This is a genomic window from Drancourtella sp. An12 (genome assembly GCF_002160935.1).
GTDB classification, from domain to species: domain Bacteria; phylum Bacillota; class Clostridia; order Lachnospirales; family Lachnospiraceae; genus Sellimonas; species Sellimonas catena.
Genome location: NZ_NFLO01000006.1, coordinates 105643 through 120940 on the forward strand (window position 1 = coordinate 105643; position 15298 = coordinate 120940).

Below are 15298 nucleotides of genomic sequence, written 5' to 3' on the forward strand. Positions count from 1 at the left end.
TATCCTCCTTTCCTGCCGCCATATTATTTTGCAAGCGGATTCCTTTTATAGTATAATCACAACAAGGAGGATATTACAAGAAAATTATGAAAATAGTTGGTTTAATTACAGAATACAATCCATTTCACAATGGGCACGAATATCATATACAGAAGTCAAAAGAAGTGACCGGAGCAGACGCTGTGATCGTCGTCATGAGCGGAAATTTTGTACAAAGAGGCGCTCCTGCCATCATGCCCAAACATCTCAGGGCTAAAGTGGCTCTGAAATCCGGGGCATCCCTTGTTCTGGAGCTTCCGGTCTGCTTTTCCACCGGGAGCGCCGAGTATTTTGCACAGGGTGCCGTTGCGCTTCTGGACAGTCTGGGCTGTGTTGATTCCCTTTGTTTTGGAAGCGAATGCGGAGAGATTGATTCTTTAACCCGGATTGCGCGGGTACTTGCGGATGAGCCTGAAGAGTACCGCACAATTCTGCGTTCTTACTTAAAAGAGGGGTTTGCGTTTCCTCTCGCCAGAGAAAAGGCATTGACCGATTATCTGCAGGACAGATCCCTTTCCCGGATTCTTTCCAGTCCGAATAATACGCTTGGGGTGGAGTACATCAAGGCTTTGATCCGTCTAAAAAGTTCCATACGGCCCTATACGATTCTTCGGAAAGATTCCCGGTATCATGCGGACACACTGGAGACGGACGGCGGTTTCAGCTCCGCTACCGCTATTCGGAAACTTCTTTTGTTCTCCGGCAGTTCCCTTCGGACAGACATGGATACTCCTTACGATGAGCCAAAGCTTTCCTCTGTTCTGACAAGACTGGAAGACCATGTGCCGCCGGAATGTGTCTCCCTGCTTGAGCGGACCCACCTGATCCGCTATCCGGTATACAGCAATGATTTTTCATTGCTCGTCAAATACCAGCTGATGCAGGAAAGCCGCGGAACCCTGACCCGCTATGCCGATATTTCCGAAGAGCTTGCCAACCGGATCATGAAACATCTGAATGACTTTCAGAATTTTGACCAGTTCTGCGACCTGTTAAAGACAAAAGAAGTGACGTATTCCAGGATCAGCCGGGCGCTTCTGCACGTCATCCTCGGAATCCGTTCCTCCCTCTTTGAACAGTTAAGAGAAGACCGGATGGTTCATTATGCCAGAATGCTTGGATTCGTACGGAAAGACAGGGAAGTCCTTTCCCTGATCAAAAATCGTTCGTCAGTTCCGCTGATTCCCAAACTCAGCGATATGGACGCACTGTCTGAACGCGGCGAACAGATGCTTCATCTGGATATTTTTGCATCCAACCTGTATGAATCTGTCATCAGCAACAAATTTAAAACTCCGTTCTGCAATGAATACAGTCATCCGCTTGTGATTGTATAGTCGTATAAAAAAGAGACTCTCTTTGGGAGCGTAGATGATTTCTTTTCATCTTCCGTCTCAAAAGAGAGTCTTTTTCTGATTTTAAAGTGTAATCACTTTGGAACATGCAATGGCCATCGCCCCCGGTCCAATGTGGCAGGCAACACTTAAGGAAAGGCGGTCCATCTCCACTTTATACTGAGGGAATCTGTCCTCAATCTCTTCTTTCCACTTCTGCGCTTCCTCATCAGAGCAGGTGTATGCTGCTTCGAGGTGTACCGGCTGATTTCCAAAACGGTGAAGCAGGTCTTTTTCCATGGCATCGAGCATTGTCTTCTTCGCCTGTTTCCATCCTCTGACCTTGGCATAGGCATCCAGCTTTTCTCCCTGGATCTGCAGAACCGGTTTCAGATTCAGGACTGTTCCGATTGCTGCAGCGGCCGGTGTGATTCTTCCGCCCTTTTTCAGATATTTCAGCGTGTCCACAGTAATGTAAATACTGGATTCAAATTTGTTTTTTTCCAGAATTTCCCGGATCCCGGCTGCGGATTTTCCTTCGGATGCAAGCCAGATGGCGTCCTTGACAGACTGCCGCTGCGTCACGGAAATCCTCTGGTTGTTGACTACCTGCACACGTCCGTCATAATCATCCGCCAGCATCATGGCAGTCTCGCAGGAACTGCTCAGCCCGCTGGACATCGGAATATAGACAATTTCATCGTACTCTTCCAGATATTTGTCCCACAATCCCATGACATCCCCCGGCGCAGGCTGGGAAGTTTTAATATCATGATTTGCTTTCAGGCGCTCGTAAAATTCTTCCTGGGATAAGGTAATTTCCTCAAAATATTCTTCCCCATCGATAAAAAACGGCATCGGAAGGATTCCGATTCCAAGTTCCTTCCCTTCTGCCTGTGTAATTCCACTGTTGCTGTCCGTCAAAACGGCAACACGACTCATACCATCCTCTCCTTTTCTTTGTTTTCTTCCTATACGGTAATGATATCCGATCTGGTGTCTCTTTTGGCAACCATAATCGGAATGTCCTCTCCTTTGTATGGATTATCCCCGAGAGTGACTTCCAGTTTCACTGTTTCATAGGCCAGCTCGGCATAATTATTCTCCTTGCTCAGATGTCCAAGCATCACGCATTTCAGATCATCGTGCAGGATGTCGCACAGCAGTCTGCCGGAAGATTCATTGGAAAGATGTCCCCGGTTTCCCATCACCCGCTGTTTCAGGTAATACGGGTAGACACCGACTTCCAGCATATGTATGTCATGATTGGCCTCCAGAAGAACCGCGTCCAGATTTTTCAGATTCTCCACAGTATAATCATCATAGATCCCCAGATCTGTCGCAACAGCGGCCGCTTTCTTTCCATTTTCGAAGCGGTATCCTGTCGGTTCATTTGCATCGTGTGAAATCCGAAATGGCCGGATTGTCAGCTCTTTTAAAGTAAACGGCTCATCCGCGCGAATCTCATGGAGCAGTCCCTCCGGCATTTTCCCAAGACTTTTATAATTCTGGATTCCTTCGATCGTTCCTTTTGTGGCGTAGATCGGAATGCCGTACTTTCTGCTGAAAACTCCAAGCCCCTGAATATGGTCGGCGTGCTCATGGGTAATAAAAATCCCGTCCAGCTCGTCCCCTTTCACATCCAGATCCTTCAGTCCTTCCTCGATCCGCTTCTTGCTGATCCCGGTATCGACCAGCACGTGTGTATGTTCATCTCCTACATAAATACAGTTTCCGCTGCTTCCGCTGGCTATACTGCAAATTCTCATGTTTTCCTTTCTCCTTCAAAGTTTCTAGTACGATTCTAACGCTTCTTTGATCTGGATGCAAGTCTCTTTAAAATCCTCTCCGTTTTCAATCACTACGCTGCATGCGTTCCGGAACTGTTTTTCCGATTTCTGGTTCTTCATGATTCCGTCTATCCTTTCGTCCGTATATCCCCGGCTTTCTTTCAGCCGCTTTCTGCGGACTTCATCCGGCGTATGGATATACCAGAATTCATCACAGATCTCCTCATAGTGATCCTCGATCAGAAGCGCTGCCTCGACGACAAAAATCCGCGTACCAGCCTCTTTTTCTTCCTCTTTTTTCTTTCGGATGTATTCCTTGACCCGGGGGTGTACAATCCGGTTCAGCCTTTGAAGCTTTTTTTCATCAGCAAACACAATGTTTCCCAGCTTTTTCCGGTCAATCTTTCCATCCCCGTCAAGAATTCCGCATCCAAACTTCTCTATAATTTCCTCATAGCAGACCTCTCCAGGCTCCTGAAGCTTATGCGCCACCTTGTCCGCTTCGCAGACAACTGCCTGAAAGTCTGTCTCCAGGAAGCCGAGGACCGTGCTTTTTCCGGCCCCGACTCCTCCTGTTATTCCTATTGTTTTCATCTGAATTCCTGACTTTTCTCTATTTGGCCTCATACCAGTTTGATCCGACGCTCATATCTGCAATCAGCGGAACCTTCAGATCTGCGGCATGTTCCATCTCTTCTTTCAGTATCTCTTTAACTTTCTCTACTTCATCGATTCTGGCCTCTACCAGAAGCTCATCGTGTACCTGAATGACAATACGGGACTCCATCTGTTCCTCACGAAGCCGCTGATTGACACGGATCATCGCAATCTTCATGATGTCTGCCGCTGCCCCCTGAATCGGGGAATTCATTGCCACACGTTCTCCAAAACTTCTCTGCATGAAGTTGCTGGAAGAAAGCTCCGGAACCGGTCTTCTTCTTCCAAAAATCGTTGTCACATATCCGTGTTCTTTTGCGAAAGCCACTTCTCCGTCCAGATATGCTTTGACCCCCGGATAGGTTTCAAAATAGCGGTCAATATATTCTGCCGCTTCTTTTCTTGTAATGCTCAAGTCCTGACTAAGCCCAAAGGAACTGATCCCGTAGACAATCCCGAAATTGACCGCCTTCGCATTTCTTCTCTGCAGATCTGTCACCTCGTCAAACGGTGTATGGAATACCTGGGATGCCGTCGTCCTGTGGATGTCTTTTGCCTCCTTATATGCCTGAATCAGCGCCTCATCATCTGAACAGTGCGCCAGAATCCGAAGCTCAATCTGGGAATAATCCGCATCCACAAACACGAATCCTTCCTCCGGCACAAAGACTTTCCGGATCTGTCTTCCCAGTTCCATCCGGATCGGGATATTCTGAAGATTCGGCTCCGTACTGCTGATCCGGCCGGTCGCCGTAACAGTCTGGTTAAAAGTACCGTGAATCCGGTGATCCTCCGAAATAAAATTCACTAGGCCGTCCGCGTAGGTGGATTTCAGCTTTGCCAGCTGCCTGTATTCCAGAATCTTCGATACGACCGGATAGTCCGGCGCCAGCTTTTCCAGAATATCTGCCGCTGTGGAATATCCTGTCTTCGTCTTCTTTCCATGAGGGAGCTCCAGGTGTTCAAAAAGAACGACTCCCAGCTGTTTCGGAGAATTGATATTAAAGGTTTCCCCTGCCAGTTCAAAAATCTCCGCCTCCAGTCTTTCGATCTGGACGCCAAGATCCTGTCCGTATTCTTTCAGGGCTTCCGCTTCCACTTTCACGCCTGCCTGCTCCATATCAAAAAGCGCAAACACAAGCGGCATCTCGATTTCATCAAAAAGTGCTTCCATGCCGTATTCTTTCAGCTTTTCCCGGAGTACGTCTGCTGCCCGGTACATCGTATACGCCTCATAACAGCTCTTTTTCTCTTCAGAAAGCTTCGCATCAATCGTAAGATCCAGATATTCTCTTGCCACATCGTCAGGCTCATAGGAGCTCTTGAGCGGATTTAACAGGTAGGCGGCCACATGAACATCAAAGAAATTCTCCCGTCTGCATGTCCGGACATGCGGCAGTTCTTTTTTTACGTCAAACATGGAAATCTGCGCCCGGCTTTCTGTCAGAGCGGACAGACGTTCCATAAGAGCATCCGCGGAAATCCCGTTTCCGGTCTGAATGGAAACGATCTCGTCCTTCCCGTCTGCTGAAAAGGCAAGCACCGCTCCGGAAATACCGCTCATTGCGGCAAATAACGGAAGAACATTCTCCGTATTCCGCTCCAGAACAACACCTACAGTCCCGGCCCCTGCCGCCTTTTCAAATACAGCATCCATGCCGGCAGGGTCTGTTACGGTCACAAAACTGTCCTCAATTTCGGAAGCCGGAGCCTGAATCTCAAACTTTCCAAGCAGATTTTTAAATTCCAGCTTCTGGAACCACTCATATGCTTCAGCAGTAAAGAGTTCTCCAATCTTTCCTTCTTCCACTTCATACGGAAAATCCGCATGGACATTGATCGTCGCAAGTTCCTTGCTCATCTGTGCCAGATCGTAATGCTCTTTCAATGCTTTTGCCGCCCTCGGAGGCTTAAGTTCGTCCACATGGGCATATGCATTCTCGATCGTCTGATACTCCACGATAATCTTCGTCGCTGTCTTCTCTCCGATGCTCGGAACGCCCGGAATATTGTCAGAAGCATCTCCCATCAGCGCCTTGACATCGATAAACTCTTTCGGCGTCACCTGGTACTTTTCTTTTACATCCTCTTCCAGATAATCTTCCACTTCAGTCCGTCCCTGCTTCGTCTTCGGGATACGGATTTTTACTTTCTTTGTGGCAAGCTGAAGAAGATCCCGGTCTCCGGAAAGGACAACGACCTGCATGCCCGCCTCCTCGCAGCGTCTGGAAAGTGTCCCGATCAGGTCGTCCGCCTCGAGTCCTGCCTGTTCAATCAGTCGGATCCCCATCGCTTTCAGAACCTCTTTGATCACCGGAACCTGCTGCCGGAGCTCTTCCGCCATCGGCTTTCTCGTGCCTTTATACTCCTTGTACATCTCATGCCGGAATGTCGGCGCATGAACATCAAAGGCAACCGTCAGATATTCCGGCTTTTCCTCCTCGAGTATTTTAAAAAGAATATTTAAAAATCCATAAACTGCATTCGTATGAAGTCCTTCGGCATTGGTCAGATCCGGAAGTCCGTAAAATGCCCTGTTCAGAATACTGTGTCCGTCAATCAGGACAATTTTCTGGTCTTGAAATTGTTTTTCATTCATTGTCAAACCCCGTTCCATGTCAAAATACTTCTTTTATTTTACTTCGTTTTGCCCTCTTTTACAATGCTAAAATATGCCAAGATGCTCCAGAAGAATTTTGAGTCCGATCAGAATCAGGACAATTCCGCCGAAACATTCCGCTTTATTTCTGTATTTTGTTCCGAATACCGTACCGATTTTCAGGCCGGCTGCTGAAATCACAAATGTCAGGCAGCCGATAAACGCTGCTGCCGGGGCAATATTGACATCCAGAAACGCAAATGTCACGCCGACTGCCAGAGCATCGATACTGGTCGCCACTGCCAGCGCAGTCATTTCCTTCACGTCAAACCGTGCACCCACGCATTCCTCTTCTCCTCTGGACTCCCGGATCATATTTCCTCCGATGATGGCCAGCAGAATAAATGCGATCCAGTGATCCACACTCTGAATAGCTCCCTTAAAATTCACACCTACAAAATATCCGATGGTCGGCATCAATGCCTGAAAGCCTCCGAAATAAAGTCCCACACACAGTATGTACTTCGGCTTCGCCACTCCCACAGAGAGCCCTTTACAGATAGATACTGCAAATGCGTCCATGGCAAGGCCCACTGCTATGAAAAACAGTTCCAAAAATCCCATTTCTTTTTCCTCCTGGTTGTTTTTTCTTCCCTTAAAATCTGCGCAGAACTTCCGTAAAAAGAGCAAAAAAAAATCGAGTCCTACCCATATCATCTTCTGATACAGATAAGTCTCGTTGTTTCATACAAAGCCAGGATCGCTCCAATATGTTGACTTTGTCACACCGAAAGTGCCAACTACTCCCTTATGCTCATTCTTTCTTTGTCATTTCCGCGCCAGCGTTCATCGCTGTTTTGTATTATAACCGACATTCTGCCTTCTTTCAACATTTTTTTCATGATCTGAGCACTTTCTTTCTCACTGCGTCAAAAACGGCAGTCCTCCTCACCCGGGTAACTGCCGTTTTTTCTTATTTGACAGAAAACTGTTAAATAAAAATGCTCCGCGGAATGCGCACTCGCGCAAAGCAGAAGTTTGCCGCTAAAGCGACCGCGCCCGGCGCGAGAGTTCCGCAAGCGGAACTCTTTGTTATAATTTGGAATATCCGTAACTGTTTACCAGCGCCTCAACACGCTTTCCTTCCCTGCACATCGGGCAGCTCTGCGGAGTGTATACTTTGTAGTCCGGCAGATCCGCGCTAGTAAAAATGGATTTCACTTCCATATCCGCAATCCTGGACACAGCACTGAAAATTCCTGCAACGCCGCACACCTTCCCGCCGTAATACAGTACAGACTCCGCTGCCTTTAAGATCGTCTTTCCTGTTGTAATCGAAGCCGCCAGAATCAGTACCTGCTTGTTTTCAATCATCCGGATCTTATTATCACGGAACAAAATCTGTCCCATCGTATCAAACTCCGGCGTCACAACAGAAATATTGTTGTCGTGGCTCATGGACATATTTGTCTCGTCCGCCAGAATCTCTGCCATAAATGTACCGATCACTTCCGTTTCATCCAGGCATACGATCGTGTCAATGTACGTATGCGTGTATTCCTCCGCCAGAACCCTGGCTGTCTCCCGCGCATTGTGGTGTCTTGTTTTGACTGTGGACATATCGATATAGGTATTGATATGAGAATTACTTGTGGCAAAATGACCTTTCAGAATCTTAATCCGCGCCTTCGGATTCTTCCCGGAACGCAGATTGGTTAAACGTTCATCCATAGGACTGTCCCTCCTTTTTCATTTCTTTCTGATACGGTAACGGTTTTGATAAAGTCATTATACCACATTTTCCCTGACAGGAGTATCTTATGAAACAGACTGCCAGATGACCTTTCCATCAATCATTGTTTTACACACGCTGGCATCCGTATCGAGTCCCGGCCTTCCTTTCACCAGGATCAGGTCCGCGTCCTTCCCCTCCCGGAGTGTTCCGACCCGGTCTTCCACTCCAAGGACGTGCGCCGGATTGATGGTCACCATGCGAAGGGCCCGCAGATACGGTACGCCCTCCCTGACAGCTTCCCCGATATGATGATACAAAGACTCTTCGCTGAGAATCGGCGAATCGGTGATCAGCGCCACATTCACGCCACGCTCATCCAGCGTTTTGACCGCTTCGATGTCTACTTTCCGCCGCTCTCCTGCCGCCCGGTATGTTCCGATCGGCCCGTAGCAGACATCGCATCCGCTTTCCACAATCTCATCGATATAATCGGATGCGCCCCAGGCGTGTTCCAGCGAGAACCGGACTCCATATGCGTTTGCCACTTCGATAGCGGTCAGCATATCATGCTGGGTACAGTGAATCTTGCATGGAATCTCCCTTTTCAGCGCCGGGATCATCGCCTCCATGTCCGCATCATATGCCGGATGATCTCCGGATTCTTTTGCTTCCATGTAATCTTTTGCTTTTCGGAAGGTGTCCCACAGCACCTGAGCCACACCCATCCGGGTCATCGGAAGCTGGTTTCTCTCTCCATAGGTTCCTTTCGGATTTCCTCCAAGAGCTATTTTTACGGCACACGGAGCCTTAATTGACATGTCAAACACATTATTTCCATATGTCTTCAGCGCAAACGGAAGTCCGCAGAACACATTTCCACTTCCAGGAGTCAAAAGCATCGTCGTAATTCCGTGGGAATACGCTGCCTTGAATTCTCTTGCCTGCGGATTTACGCTGTATCTTGCATCTATGGACAACGTCACCGGATTTGTCATCTCATTTGCGTCATCCACGGAGGATTCTCCGTTAAAATCAAATAATCCGATATGAGAATGCGCCTCGATCAGCCCCGGCATGACATTGAGTCCTGCCGCATCGATCACTTCCACATCCCCGGAAAGTTCCTCTTCCGGAATACGGGTGCCGATCTTCTTGATCTTTCCGTCCTCCACCAGAATCTCACCTGTGAAAACAGTATCTCCATCTTCCATTGTGTAAATCGTTCCATTTTGAATCAGAGTCTGTGCCATCAGAATACCACCTCCCCATTGATCATGCTGGTTCTGACTCTTGCCGCATAAGTTTTCACCGGATGTCCGGTATAGATGGAAAGATCCGCATCCTTTCCGGTCTCCAGTGTCCCGATTCTGTCAGATACGCCCAGCATTTTTGCCGGATTCAGCGTCATCATCTTCACCACTTCTTCCGCGTCCGCTCCTGCCCGGTACACTTCAATGGCGGTCCACAGGAACACTTCTCTTCCCTCTGAAAAACCTCCGTTGGAAGCGGTAAACGCAACCAGATTTCCATTCTCATTCAGATCGCAGATTTTCCCAAGATCCATTCCGTGCTTGGTTACCTGTGAGCAGTCGCTGACATTTCCCAAAATCAGTCCGGCATTCTGCCGCTTGATCTCCTCCAGCGCCCGGTCAAACTCGTACCCGTCCACCAGGACAAGGGATGTATGTTCCGTTTTCATCATTTCCAGTACACCCTGAATCTCTCCCGCTGTCTGGGCCGCCACAAAGGCCGGCATGCTGCCCTTTTCAAAGATTTCGCAAATCAGTTTTCCCTTTTCTTGTTCCTCCGGAGCTTTTGCCTTTCTGAGGGCCTCCTGAAAAATCCAGAATGCTCCCATTCTTGTTTTTGGCATCTGGTTTCGTCCGCCATAGACCGATTTCACCTCGGATGTGACGCTGCACTTGAGTGCCGCCTTTTCTTTGACAAGCCTGTCTGCCATCTTCATATGGGCAGTTTTGCATACGGCAATCTGTCCACCCATCACATTGGCATTTCCAGGAGTCAGGCCCACTGCCGTGATCCCGCTCTTATAAAACTCCTGGGCATCGATCTCATCCGGATCAATGGCATATTTCACATTCAGCTGCGGAGTCAGCGGATCGGTTTTCTCCTGATTGTCCAGATATCTGGACGGCATCCCCATGGCTCCCACAGAGGAATGAGGATCAATGAATCCAGGGAAAATCTCGCAGCCGGACGCATCGATCACCTCCGCCTCCTGACAGCAGATGCCAGGCGCGATGTCCCGGATCACCCGCCCTTCCGTCAAAATGTCGCATCCATCCAGGACGGTCCCGTCCCCTACATGGATTCTTCCGTTTTTTATCAGGTACATGCTGTTGTTGTCCCTCCTTTTCTGAAAAAAGCCGATCACAAAAGCGACCGGCCCTTTTTGCTGACTGGTATTCTAATTTTCCACGGAAACCTGTGAAAAGTCTACCAGACCGTTTGTTGCTACATAATAATTTTTTACATGGTTTTTCACGTAAGTCGGTGATGCTTCCAGGTACATTGGAGCAATCAGGGCATTTCCTACCACAAGCTGTTCCGCCTGAAGATAGATCTCCGCCTTTTCCTTGTCATCTACGACATCTTTTGCCTGATTCAGAAGTTCTGTAAACTTCTGGGAATCTTCATTGTTCCATCCTGTCTTGTCCGCGTTGAAATAACCATTGACCGGTTCAAACAGCTGCAGAAGTGCACTTGGTTCATTATAGTACGGTCCCCAGCCTCCGCAGGCAATGTCATAATCTCCGGCATCGATTTTATCCCACATGATGTTCCATTCCATCATATCGATCTGCACATTGATACCAAGCTTTTCTTCCCATACCTGTTTCATCCACTCACCGATCTTCTTGGAAAGCTCTGATGTTCCGCGGCTTGCGTAGCGGATCGTCATCTGAGACGGATCTGTACTCTTTCCAAGCTCTGCAAGACCTTCCTGCAGAAGTGCCTTTGGATCTGTGTATTCTTCCTGCATCTGAGTTACAAAGTAATTCTTTCCGTCTACAAGCTCTGTATAGGTTTTATCTCCCACCTTCATCGTATCCGGCATCATAGAGTAAATCGGTACAGACATACCATCCCGGAGCGTATCTACCATTTCCTGCCTGTCAAAAGCAATGGAAAGTGCCTGGCGGATTTTCGTATTGCTCAAATATTCATTTTTCAGATTGAACATAAAGAAATCCGGTGCACTGGACGGAACCGTCATCTCCTGGGAGTCGCCGGCCGCCGTGATGGTTTTACCCCAGTTGGTGTCCGATGTGCTGACAACATCCAGCTCGCCGTTGATAAACGCCTGCACTGCTGTGGAAGATTCCTGGATAACCTTGTAATTGACTTTGTCCAGCTGCATGTCTTCCTGTCCCCAGTACTGATCGTTCTTCTCCAGAACCATCTCGGTATTCTGATTCCAGCTTGTCACTTTTAACGGTCCGTTGTAGACTGTCTTATCCGGAGCAGTTCCATATTCGGATCCATATTCCTCATATTTGGCCTGGTTGACCGGATATGCGGAACCTGCTACCAGCTGTAAGAAATAGGACGCCGGGTGTACCAGCTGGATTTCCAGAGTTTCCTCATCCAATGCCTTGACACCGATTTCATCCGGTGTCTTTCCATTGTTGTACAGTGCCTCTGAGAAATTGACAATGACTCCGTCAAACAGCCATGCATTCGTTGCCGCTGTATTTGGATCTGCCATCTGTTTGAACGTAAATTCGAAATCGTTGGCTGTCACCTTGGATCCATCGCTCCACTTTGCGTCCGGATTCATGTGGAATGTGTAGGTCAGTCCATCCTCGCTGACATCCCAGCTTTCGGCTGCTGCAGGCACAATCTCATCCGTATTGTCCTTTGCGGAACGGTCTCTTATGAGAGGATCATAAATCATGTTGTGGGCGATATTGTCCGGCGCTGTTGTATTGACCAGTGGATTTAATCCGACTACCACGCTGTTGGTGGAAATGTTCAGCACCTGTTCGGAAGATCCGCCTCCACCTGATTTTTCATCGCCTCCGCATCCTGCGAGAAGCCCTGCTGTCATGACTGCTGCAAGCAGACATGCAAGTACTCTCTTTTTCATACTATTCCTCCTTTTTAAAATTTTGTTCTCTATCCTAAATCCATGTATCCATGGATTGTCAGATCTCTTTTACCCTGTGGCATGCTACAAAATGTCCCTTCTCTATCTCCTCAAGCTTTGGCGTCTCGCTGCGGCAGAGGTCCGTCGCATACCGGCACCGTGCTGCAAACCGGCATCCCGGCTTTGGATTGACCGGACTTGGAATTTCGCCCTCAATCGGGATCCGGGTCTTTTTCTTTTCCTCTTTCGGATCCGGAATCGGGATCGCCGACATCAATGCCTTCGTGTATGGATGCAGCGGATTGTCATACAGCTCATTGCTGGACGCGAATTCCACCATGTTTCCGAGATACATAACGCCGACCCGATCGGAGATATGCTTTACCATGGAAAGATCATGGGCGATGAAAAGATAGGTCAGATTCTTTTTCTTCTGAAGCTCAATCAGAAGGTTGACGATCTGCGCCTGGATGGATACGTCCAGCGCGGAAATCGGCTCGTCACATACGATAAATTCCGGTTCAATGGCAAGCGCTCTTGCAATTCCGATCCTCTGCCTTTGACCTCCGGAAAATTCATGCGGGAAACGGAGGGCATGTTCCCTGTTCAGGCCCACTAGTTCCAACAGTTCATAAATTTTTTCCTGACGTTCTTTTCCTGTATACAGCTTATGAATGTCGATCCCTTCTCCGATAATATCCCCTACCGTCATTCTCGGATTCAAAGAGGAATACGGGTCCTGGAAAATAATCTGTGCTCTCTTTGTGAATTCCTTTTTCTCTTTTTTATGTAGGCTGTGAATTTCCACCCCGTCAAAGATCACTTCTCCTCCGGTGGCATCATAAAGTCCCATTACGGTTTTGCCGCACGTCGTTTTCCCGCAGCCCGACTCTCCTACAAGCCCCAGCGTCTCGCCTTTATAGATTTTAAAGCTGACTCCATCCACCGCTTTTAATGTCTGATGGCGTCCCACCTGAAAATACTTTTTTAAGTCTTTGACTTCAATCAGAACCTTTTTCTCGTCCATCACTGATTCCCCCTTCTGATCATATTTTCCGGAAGTCCGCTGACATCCGCCTTCGGATGGTGCAGCCAGCAGGAACATTTCTGGGAATGGCTGAATTTCGTCTCCTCAGGATACTGCATTCTGCAGATCTTCATGCCGTATTCACATCTCGGTGCAAAAGAACATCCCTTAGGAGGGTTAATCAGATCCGGCGGTGTTCCCTTTAAAGAATACAAGGTTTCTTTGTTGTTCGAATGAATTTTCGGAACCGAGTTGAGCAGCGCTCTTGTGTACGGATGAGTGGACTGGTAGAAGATCTCGTCTACCGTTCCTCTTTCCACAATCTTACCTGCATACATGACCTGAATATAGTCCGCCACGCTCGCCACGACTCCCAGGTCGTGTGTAACAAGGATTACTGCCATGTTCAGTTCTTTCTGCAGGTCTCCGATCAGATCCATGATCTGAGCCTGAATAGTAACATCCAGCGCAGTGGTCGGTTCATCGGCAATCAGAATCTCCGGCTTGCACGCAAGGGCAACTGCAATCATGGCTCTCTGCCTCATTCCTCCGGAAAATTCGAACGGATACTGCTTCATCCGCTTTGACGCATTTGGAATTTTTACCAGTTCCAGCATCTTTTCGGCTTCTTTCATTGCATGTTCTTTGGACGTCTGTGTATGGATCAGGATACTTTCCGCGATCTGCTCTCCGATCTTCATGGTCGGATTCAGCGATGTCATCGGATCCTGAAAAATCATGGAAATCTTGCTTCCTCTGATCTGGGTCATCTGATTTTCCGTATAGTCCAAAAGATTGTCTCCCTGGAACAGGATCTGTGCCCCGCCGCCTTTTTCAATCATCGTATTCTGGGCCGGAAGAAGCCCCATAATCGCTTTGGATGTCACGGTCTTTCCACATCCGGATTCGCCTACGATCGCAAGTGTTTCTCCTTTTCTCAGACTGAAGTCCACTCCTCTTACTGCATGTGATATCCCGGCATAGGTTTTGAAGGAAACATGCAGATTCTTTACTTCCAATATATTTTCGTTCATCATGATTCCCCCTTATTTTCTCAGTTTTGGATCCAGTGCGTCAGAAAGTCCGTCACCGATCAGATGGAATGACAGCATCGTAAGGACAATCATCAAACACGGGAAGAACAACTGGTGCGGATAGAACATCAGCTGCTGCTGCCCTGCGGATGCCAGCGCACCCCAGCTTGTCTCCGGCGGTCTCACACCCAGCCCGATATAACTTAAAAACGCCTCGCTGAATACGAATCCTGGAATCGACATGGTGATATCTACCATGATAATTCCAAGGGTGTTCGGAAGCAGATGCTTGATAATGATTCTGCCTGTGGACGCTCCCAGTGCTTTTGCCGCCTGTACATAATCCTGTTCCTTGATCTGAAGAATCTGGCCCCGGACCATACGCGCTGTTCCTACCCAGGCTGTCAGGCTCATGGCGAACACAAGGGAAAACAGGCTTCTTCCCATGACCATGGACAGAATCGTGACAATAATCAGATACGGAAGATTTCCGATCAGTTCGCAAAGTCTCATGATGATATCGTCTACCAGCCCGCCTTTTAATCCGGCCAGTGCTCCGGCCAGAGCCCCGATGACAAACATTACTGCGGTACAGCAAAGACCGATATAAATCGAAATCCGGCCGCCGACACAGACACGGGTAAACAGATCTCTTCCCATATCATCTGTTCCAAACCAGTGCTCGGCACTCGGTCCCTGATTTTTAATGTCCGCATTGATATACTGATAATCCTTTCCCGAAATCGTCGGGCCCAAAAACAGCAGCAGAATAATCGCAATCAGGAGGATCAGTCCGAAGATTGCAAGCTTGTTGGCTTTGAATCTTCTCCAGACATCCGCCCAGTATGTAAGGGACTTCGCTCCCAGTTCTTCTCCCGACAATCCTTCTGTGCCGATTCGTTCAAACAGATCCTCTGTATCATTCACAGAGTCTGAAATATTGATGTTCTCTCTCATTTCCATCACTTGCTC

Annotated in this window: 13 protein-coding genes; 1 reads left to right on the plus strand and 12 read right to left on the minus strand. The window is 48.2% G+C overall.

Annotated features, from left to right (window positions below; genetic code table 11):
* Positions 1–86: 86 nt before the first annotated feature.
* Positions 87–1376, plus strand: coding sequence for a nucleotidyltransferase (locus B5E64_RS08240; protein ID WP_087168038.1), 1290 nt, complete (start codon positions 87–89; stop codon positions 1374–1376).
* An 81-nt stretch (positions 1377–1457) separates the two neighbouring features.
* On the opposite strand, the gene B5E64_RS08245 is transcribed toward B5E64_RS08240, so the two are convergent.
* The 12 genes from B5E64_RS08245 to B5E64_RS08300 all read right to left on the minus strand — a co-directional run bounded on the left by B5E64_RS08245 (position 1458) and on the right by B5E64_RS08300 (position 15289).
* Entirely contained in the window at positions 1458–2315 is an 858-nt protein-coding gene (locus B5E64_RS08245; protein ID WP_087168039.1) for a DegV family protein, read from the minus strand.
* Between the two features lie 29 nt (positions 2316–2344).
* Positions 2345–3142: an MBL fold metallo-hydrolase gene (locus B5E64_RS08250; protein WP_087168040.1), complete on the minus strand. Its 798-nt coding sequence runs from the start codon at positions 3140–3142 to the stop codon at positions 2345–2347.
* Positions 3143–3166: 24 nt separating this feature from the next.
* A complete protein-coding gene (coaE, locus tag B5E64_RS08255) occupies positions 3167–3757 on the minus strand; it encodes a dephospho-CoA kinase (protein ID WP_087168041.1) in 591 nt (196 codons plus the stop codon).
* Between the two features lie 19 nt (positions 3758–3776).
* The gene (polA, locus tag B5E64_RS08260; RefSeq protein ID WP_242960130.1) at positions 3777–6437 is read right to left on the minus strand and encodes a DNA polymerase I; all 2661 of its coding nucleotides are present in this window, start codon (positions 6435–6437) and stop codon (positions 3777–3779) included.
* A 48-nt stretch (positions 6438–6485) separates the two neighbouring features.
* A complete protein-coding gene (locus B5E64_RS08265) occupies positions 6486–7043 on the minus strand; it encodes a manganese efflux pump MntP family protein (RefSeq protein ID WP_087168042.1) in 558 nt (185 codons plus the stop codon).
* A gap of 468 nt (positions 7044–7511) precedes the next feature.
* Positions 7512–8150, minus strand: a complete 639-nt coding sequence (locus B5E64_RS08270) for an orotate phosphoribosyltransferase (RefSeq protein ID WP_087168043.1) — start codon at positions 8148–8150, stop codon at positions 7512–7514.
* Between the two features lie 87 nt (positions 8151–8237).
* Positions 8238–9404: an amidohydrolase family protein gene (locus tag B5E64_RS08275; RefSeq protein ID WP_087168044.1), complete on the minus strand. Its 1167-nt coding sequence runs from the start codon at positions 9402–9404 to the stop codon at positions 8238–8240.
* Complete coding sequence (locus B5E64_RS08280) at positions 9404–10510, minus strand: amidohydrolase family protein (RefSeq protein ID WP_087168045.1); 1107 nt, start codon at positions 10508–10510, stop codon at positions 9404–9406. The genes B5E64_RS08275 and B5E64_RS08280 overlap by 1 nt, the downstream gene beginning before the upstream one ends.
* A 72-nt stretch (positions 10511–10582) precedes the next feature.
* Positions 10583–12265, minus strand: coding sequence for a peptide ABC transporter substrate-binding protein (locus B5E64_RS08285; protein WP_087168046.1), 1683 nt, complete (start codon positions 12263–12265; stop codon positions 10583–10585).
* A 58-nt stretch (positions 12266–12323) separates the two neighbouring features.
* On the minus strand, positions 12324–13292 hold the full coding sequence (locus B5E64_RS08290; RefSeq protein ID WP_087168047.1) for an oligopeptide/dipeptide ABC transporter ATP-binding protein: 969 nt from the start codon (positions 13290–13292) through the stop codon (positions 12324–12326).
* Entirely contained in the window at positions 13292–14326 is a 1035-nt protein-coding gene (locus B5E64_RS08295) for an ABC transporter ATP-binding protein (RefSeq protein ID WP_087168048.1), read from the minus strand. The genes B5E64_RS08290 and B5E64_RS08295 overlap by 1 nt, the downstream gene beginning before the upstream one ends.
* 12 nt (positions 14327–14338) lie before the next feature.
* Entirely contained in the window at positions 14339–15289 is a 951-nt protein-coding gene (locus B5E64_RS08300; RefSeq protein WP_087168049.1) for an ABC transporter permease, read from the minus strand.
* Between the last annotated feature and the right edge of the window lie 9 nt (positions 15290–15298).

What these genes read in the sequence shown, in the direction of transcription:
- B5E64_RS08240 (WP_087168038.1), top strand. Translation starts at nt 87, where the DNA reads ATGAAAATAGTTGGTTTAATTACAGAATACAATCCATTTCACAATGGG.
- B5E64_RS08245 (WP_087168039.1), bottom strand. Translation starts at nt 2,315, where the DNA reads ATGAGTCGTGTTGCCGTTTTGACGGACAGCAACAGTGGAATTACACAG.
- B5E64_RS08250 (WP_087168040.1), bottom strand. Translation starts at nt 3,142, where the DNA reads ATGAGAATTTGCAGTATAGCCAGCGGAAGCAGCGGAAACTGTATTTAT.
- coaE (WP_087168041.1), bottom strand. Translation starts at nt 3,757, where the DNA reads ATGAAAACAATAGGAATAACAGGAGGAGTCGGGGCCGGAAAAAGCACG.
- polA (WP_242960130.1), bottom strand. Translation starts at nt 6,437, where the DNA reads ATGGAACGGGGTTTGACAATGAATGAAAAACAATTTCAAGACCAGAAA.
- B5E64_RS08265 (WP_087168042.1), bottom strand. Translation starts at nt 7,043, where the DNA reads ATGGGATTTTTGGAACTGTTTTTCATAGCAGTGGGCCTTGCCATGGAC.
- B5E64_RS08270 (WP_087168043.1), bottom strand. Translation starts at nt 8,150, where the DNA reads ATGGATGAACGTTTAACCAATCTGCGTTCCGGGAAGAATCCGAAGGCG.
- B5E64_RS08275 (WP_087168044.1), bottom strand. Translation starts at nt 9,404, where the DNA reads ATGGCACAGACTCTGATTCAAAATGGAACGATTTACACAATGGAAGAT.
- B5E64_RS08280 (WP_087168045.1), bottom strand. Translation starts at nt 10,510, where the DNA reads ATGTACCTGATAAAAAACGGAAGAATCCATGTAGGGGACGGGACCGTC.
- B5E64_RS08285 (WP_087168046.1), bottom strand. Translation starts at nt 12,265, where the DNA reads ATGAAAAAGAGAGTACTTGCATGTCTGCTTGCAGCAGTCATGACAGCA.
- B5E64_RS08290 (WP_087168047.1), bottom strand. Translation starts at nt 13,292, where the DNA reads ATGGACGAGAAAAAGGTTCTGATTGAAGTCAAAGACTTAAAAAAGTAT.
- B5E64_RS08295 (WP_087168048.1), bottom strand. Translation starts at nt 14,326, where the DNA reads ATGAACGAAAATATATTGGAAGTAAAGAATCTGCATGTTTCCTTCAAA.
- B5E64_RS08300 (WP_087168049.1), bottom strand. Translation starts at nt 15,289, where the DNA reads ATGGAAATGAGAGAGAACATCAATATTTCAGACTCTGTGAATGATACA.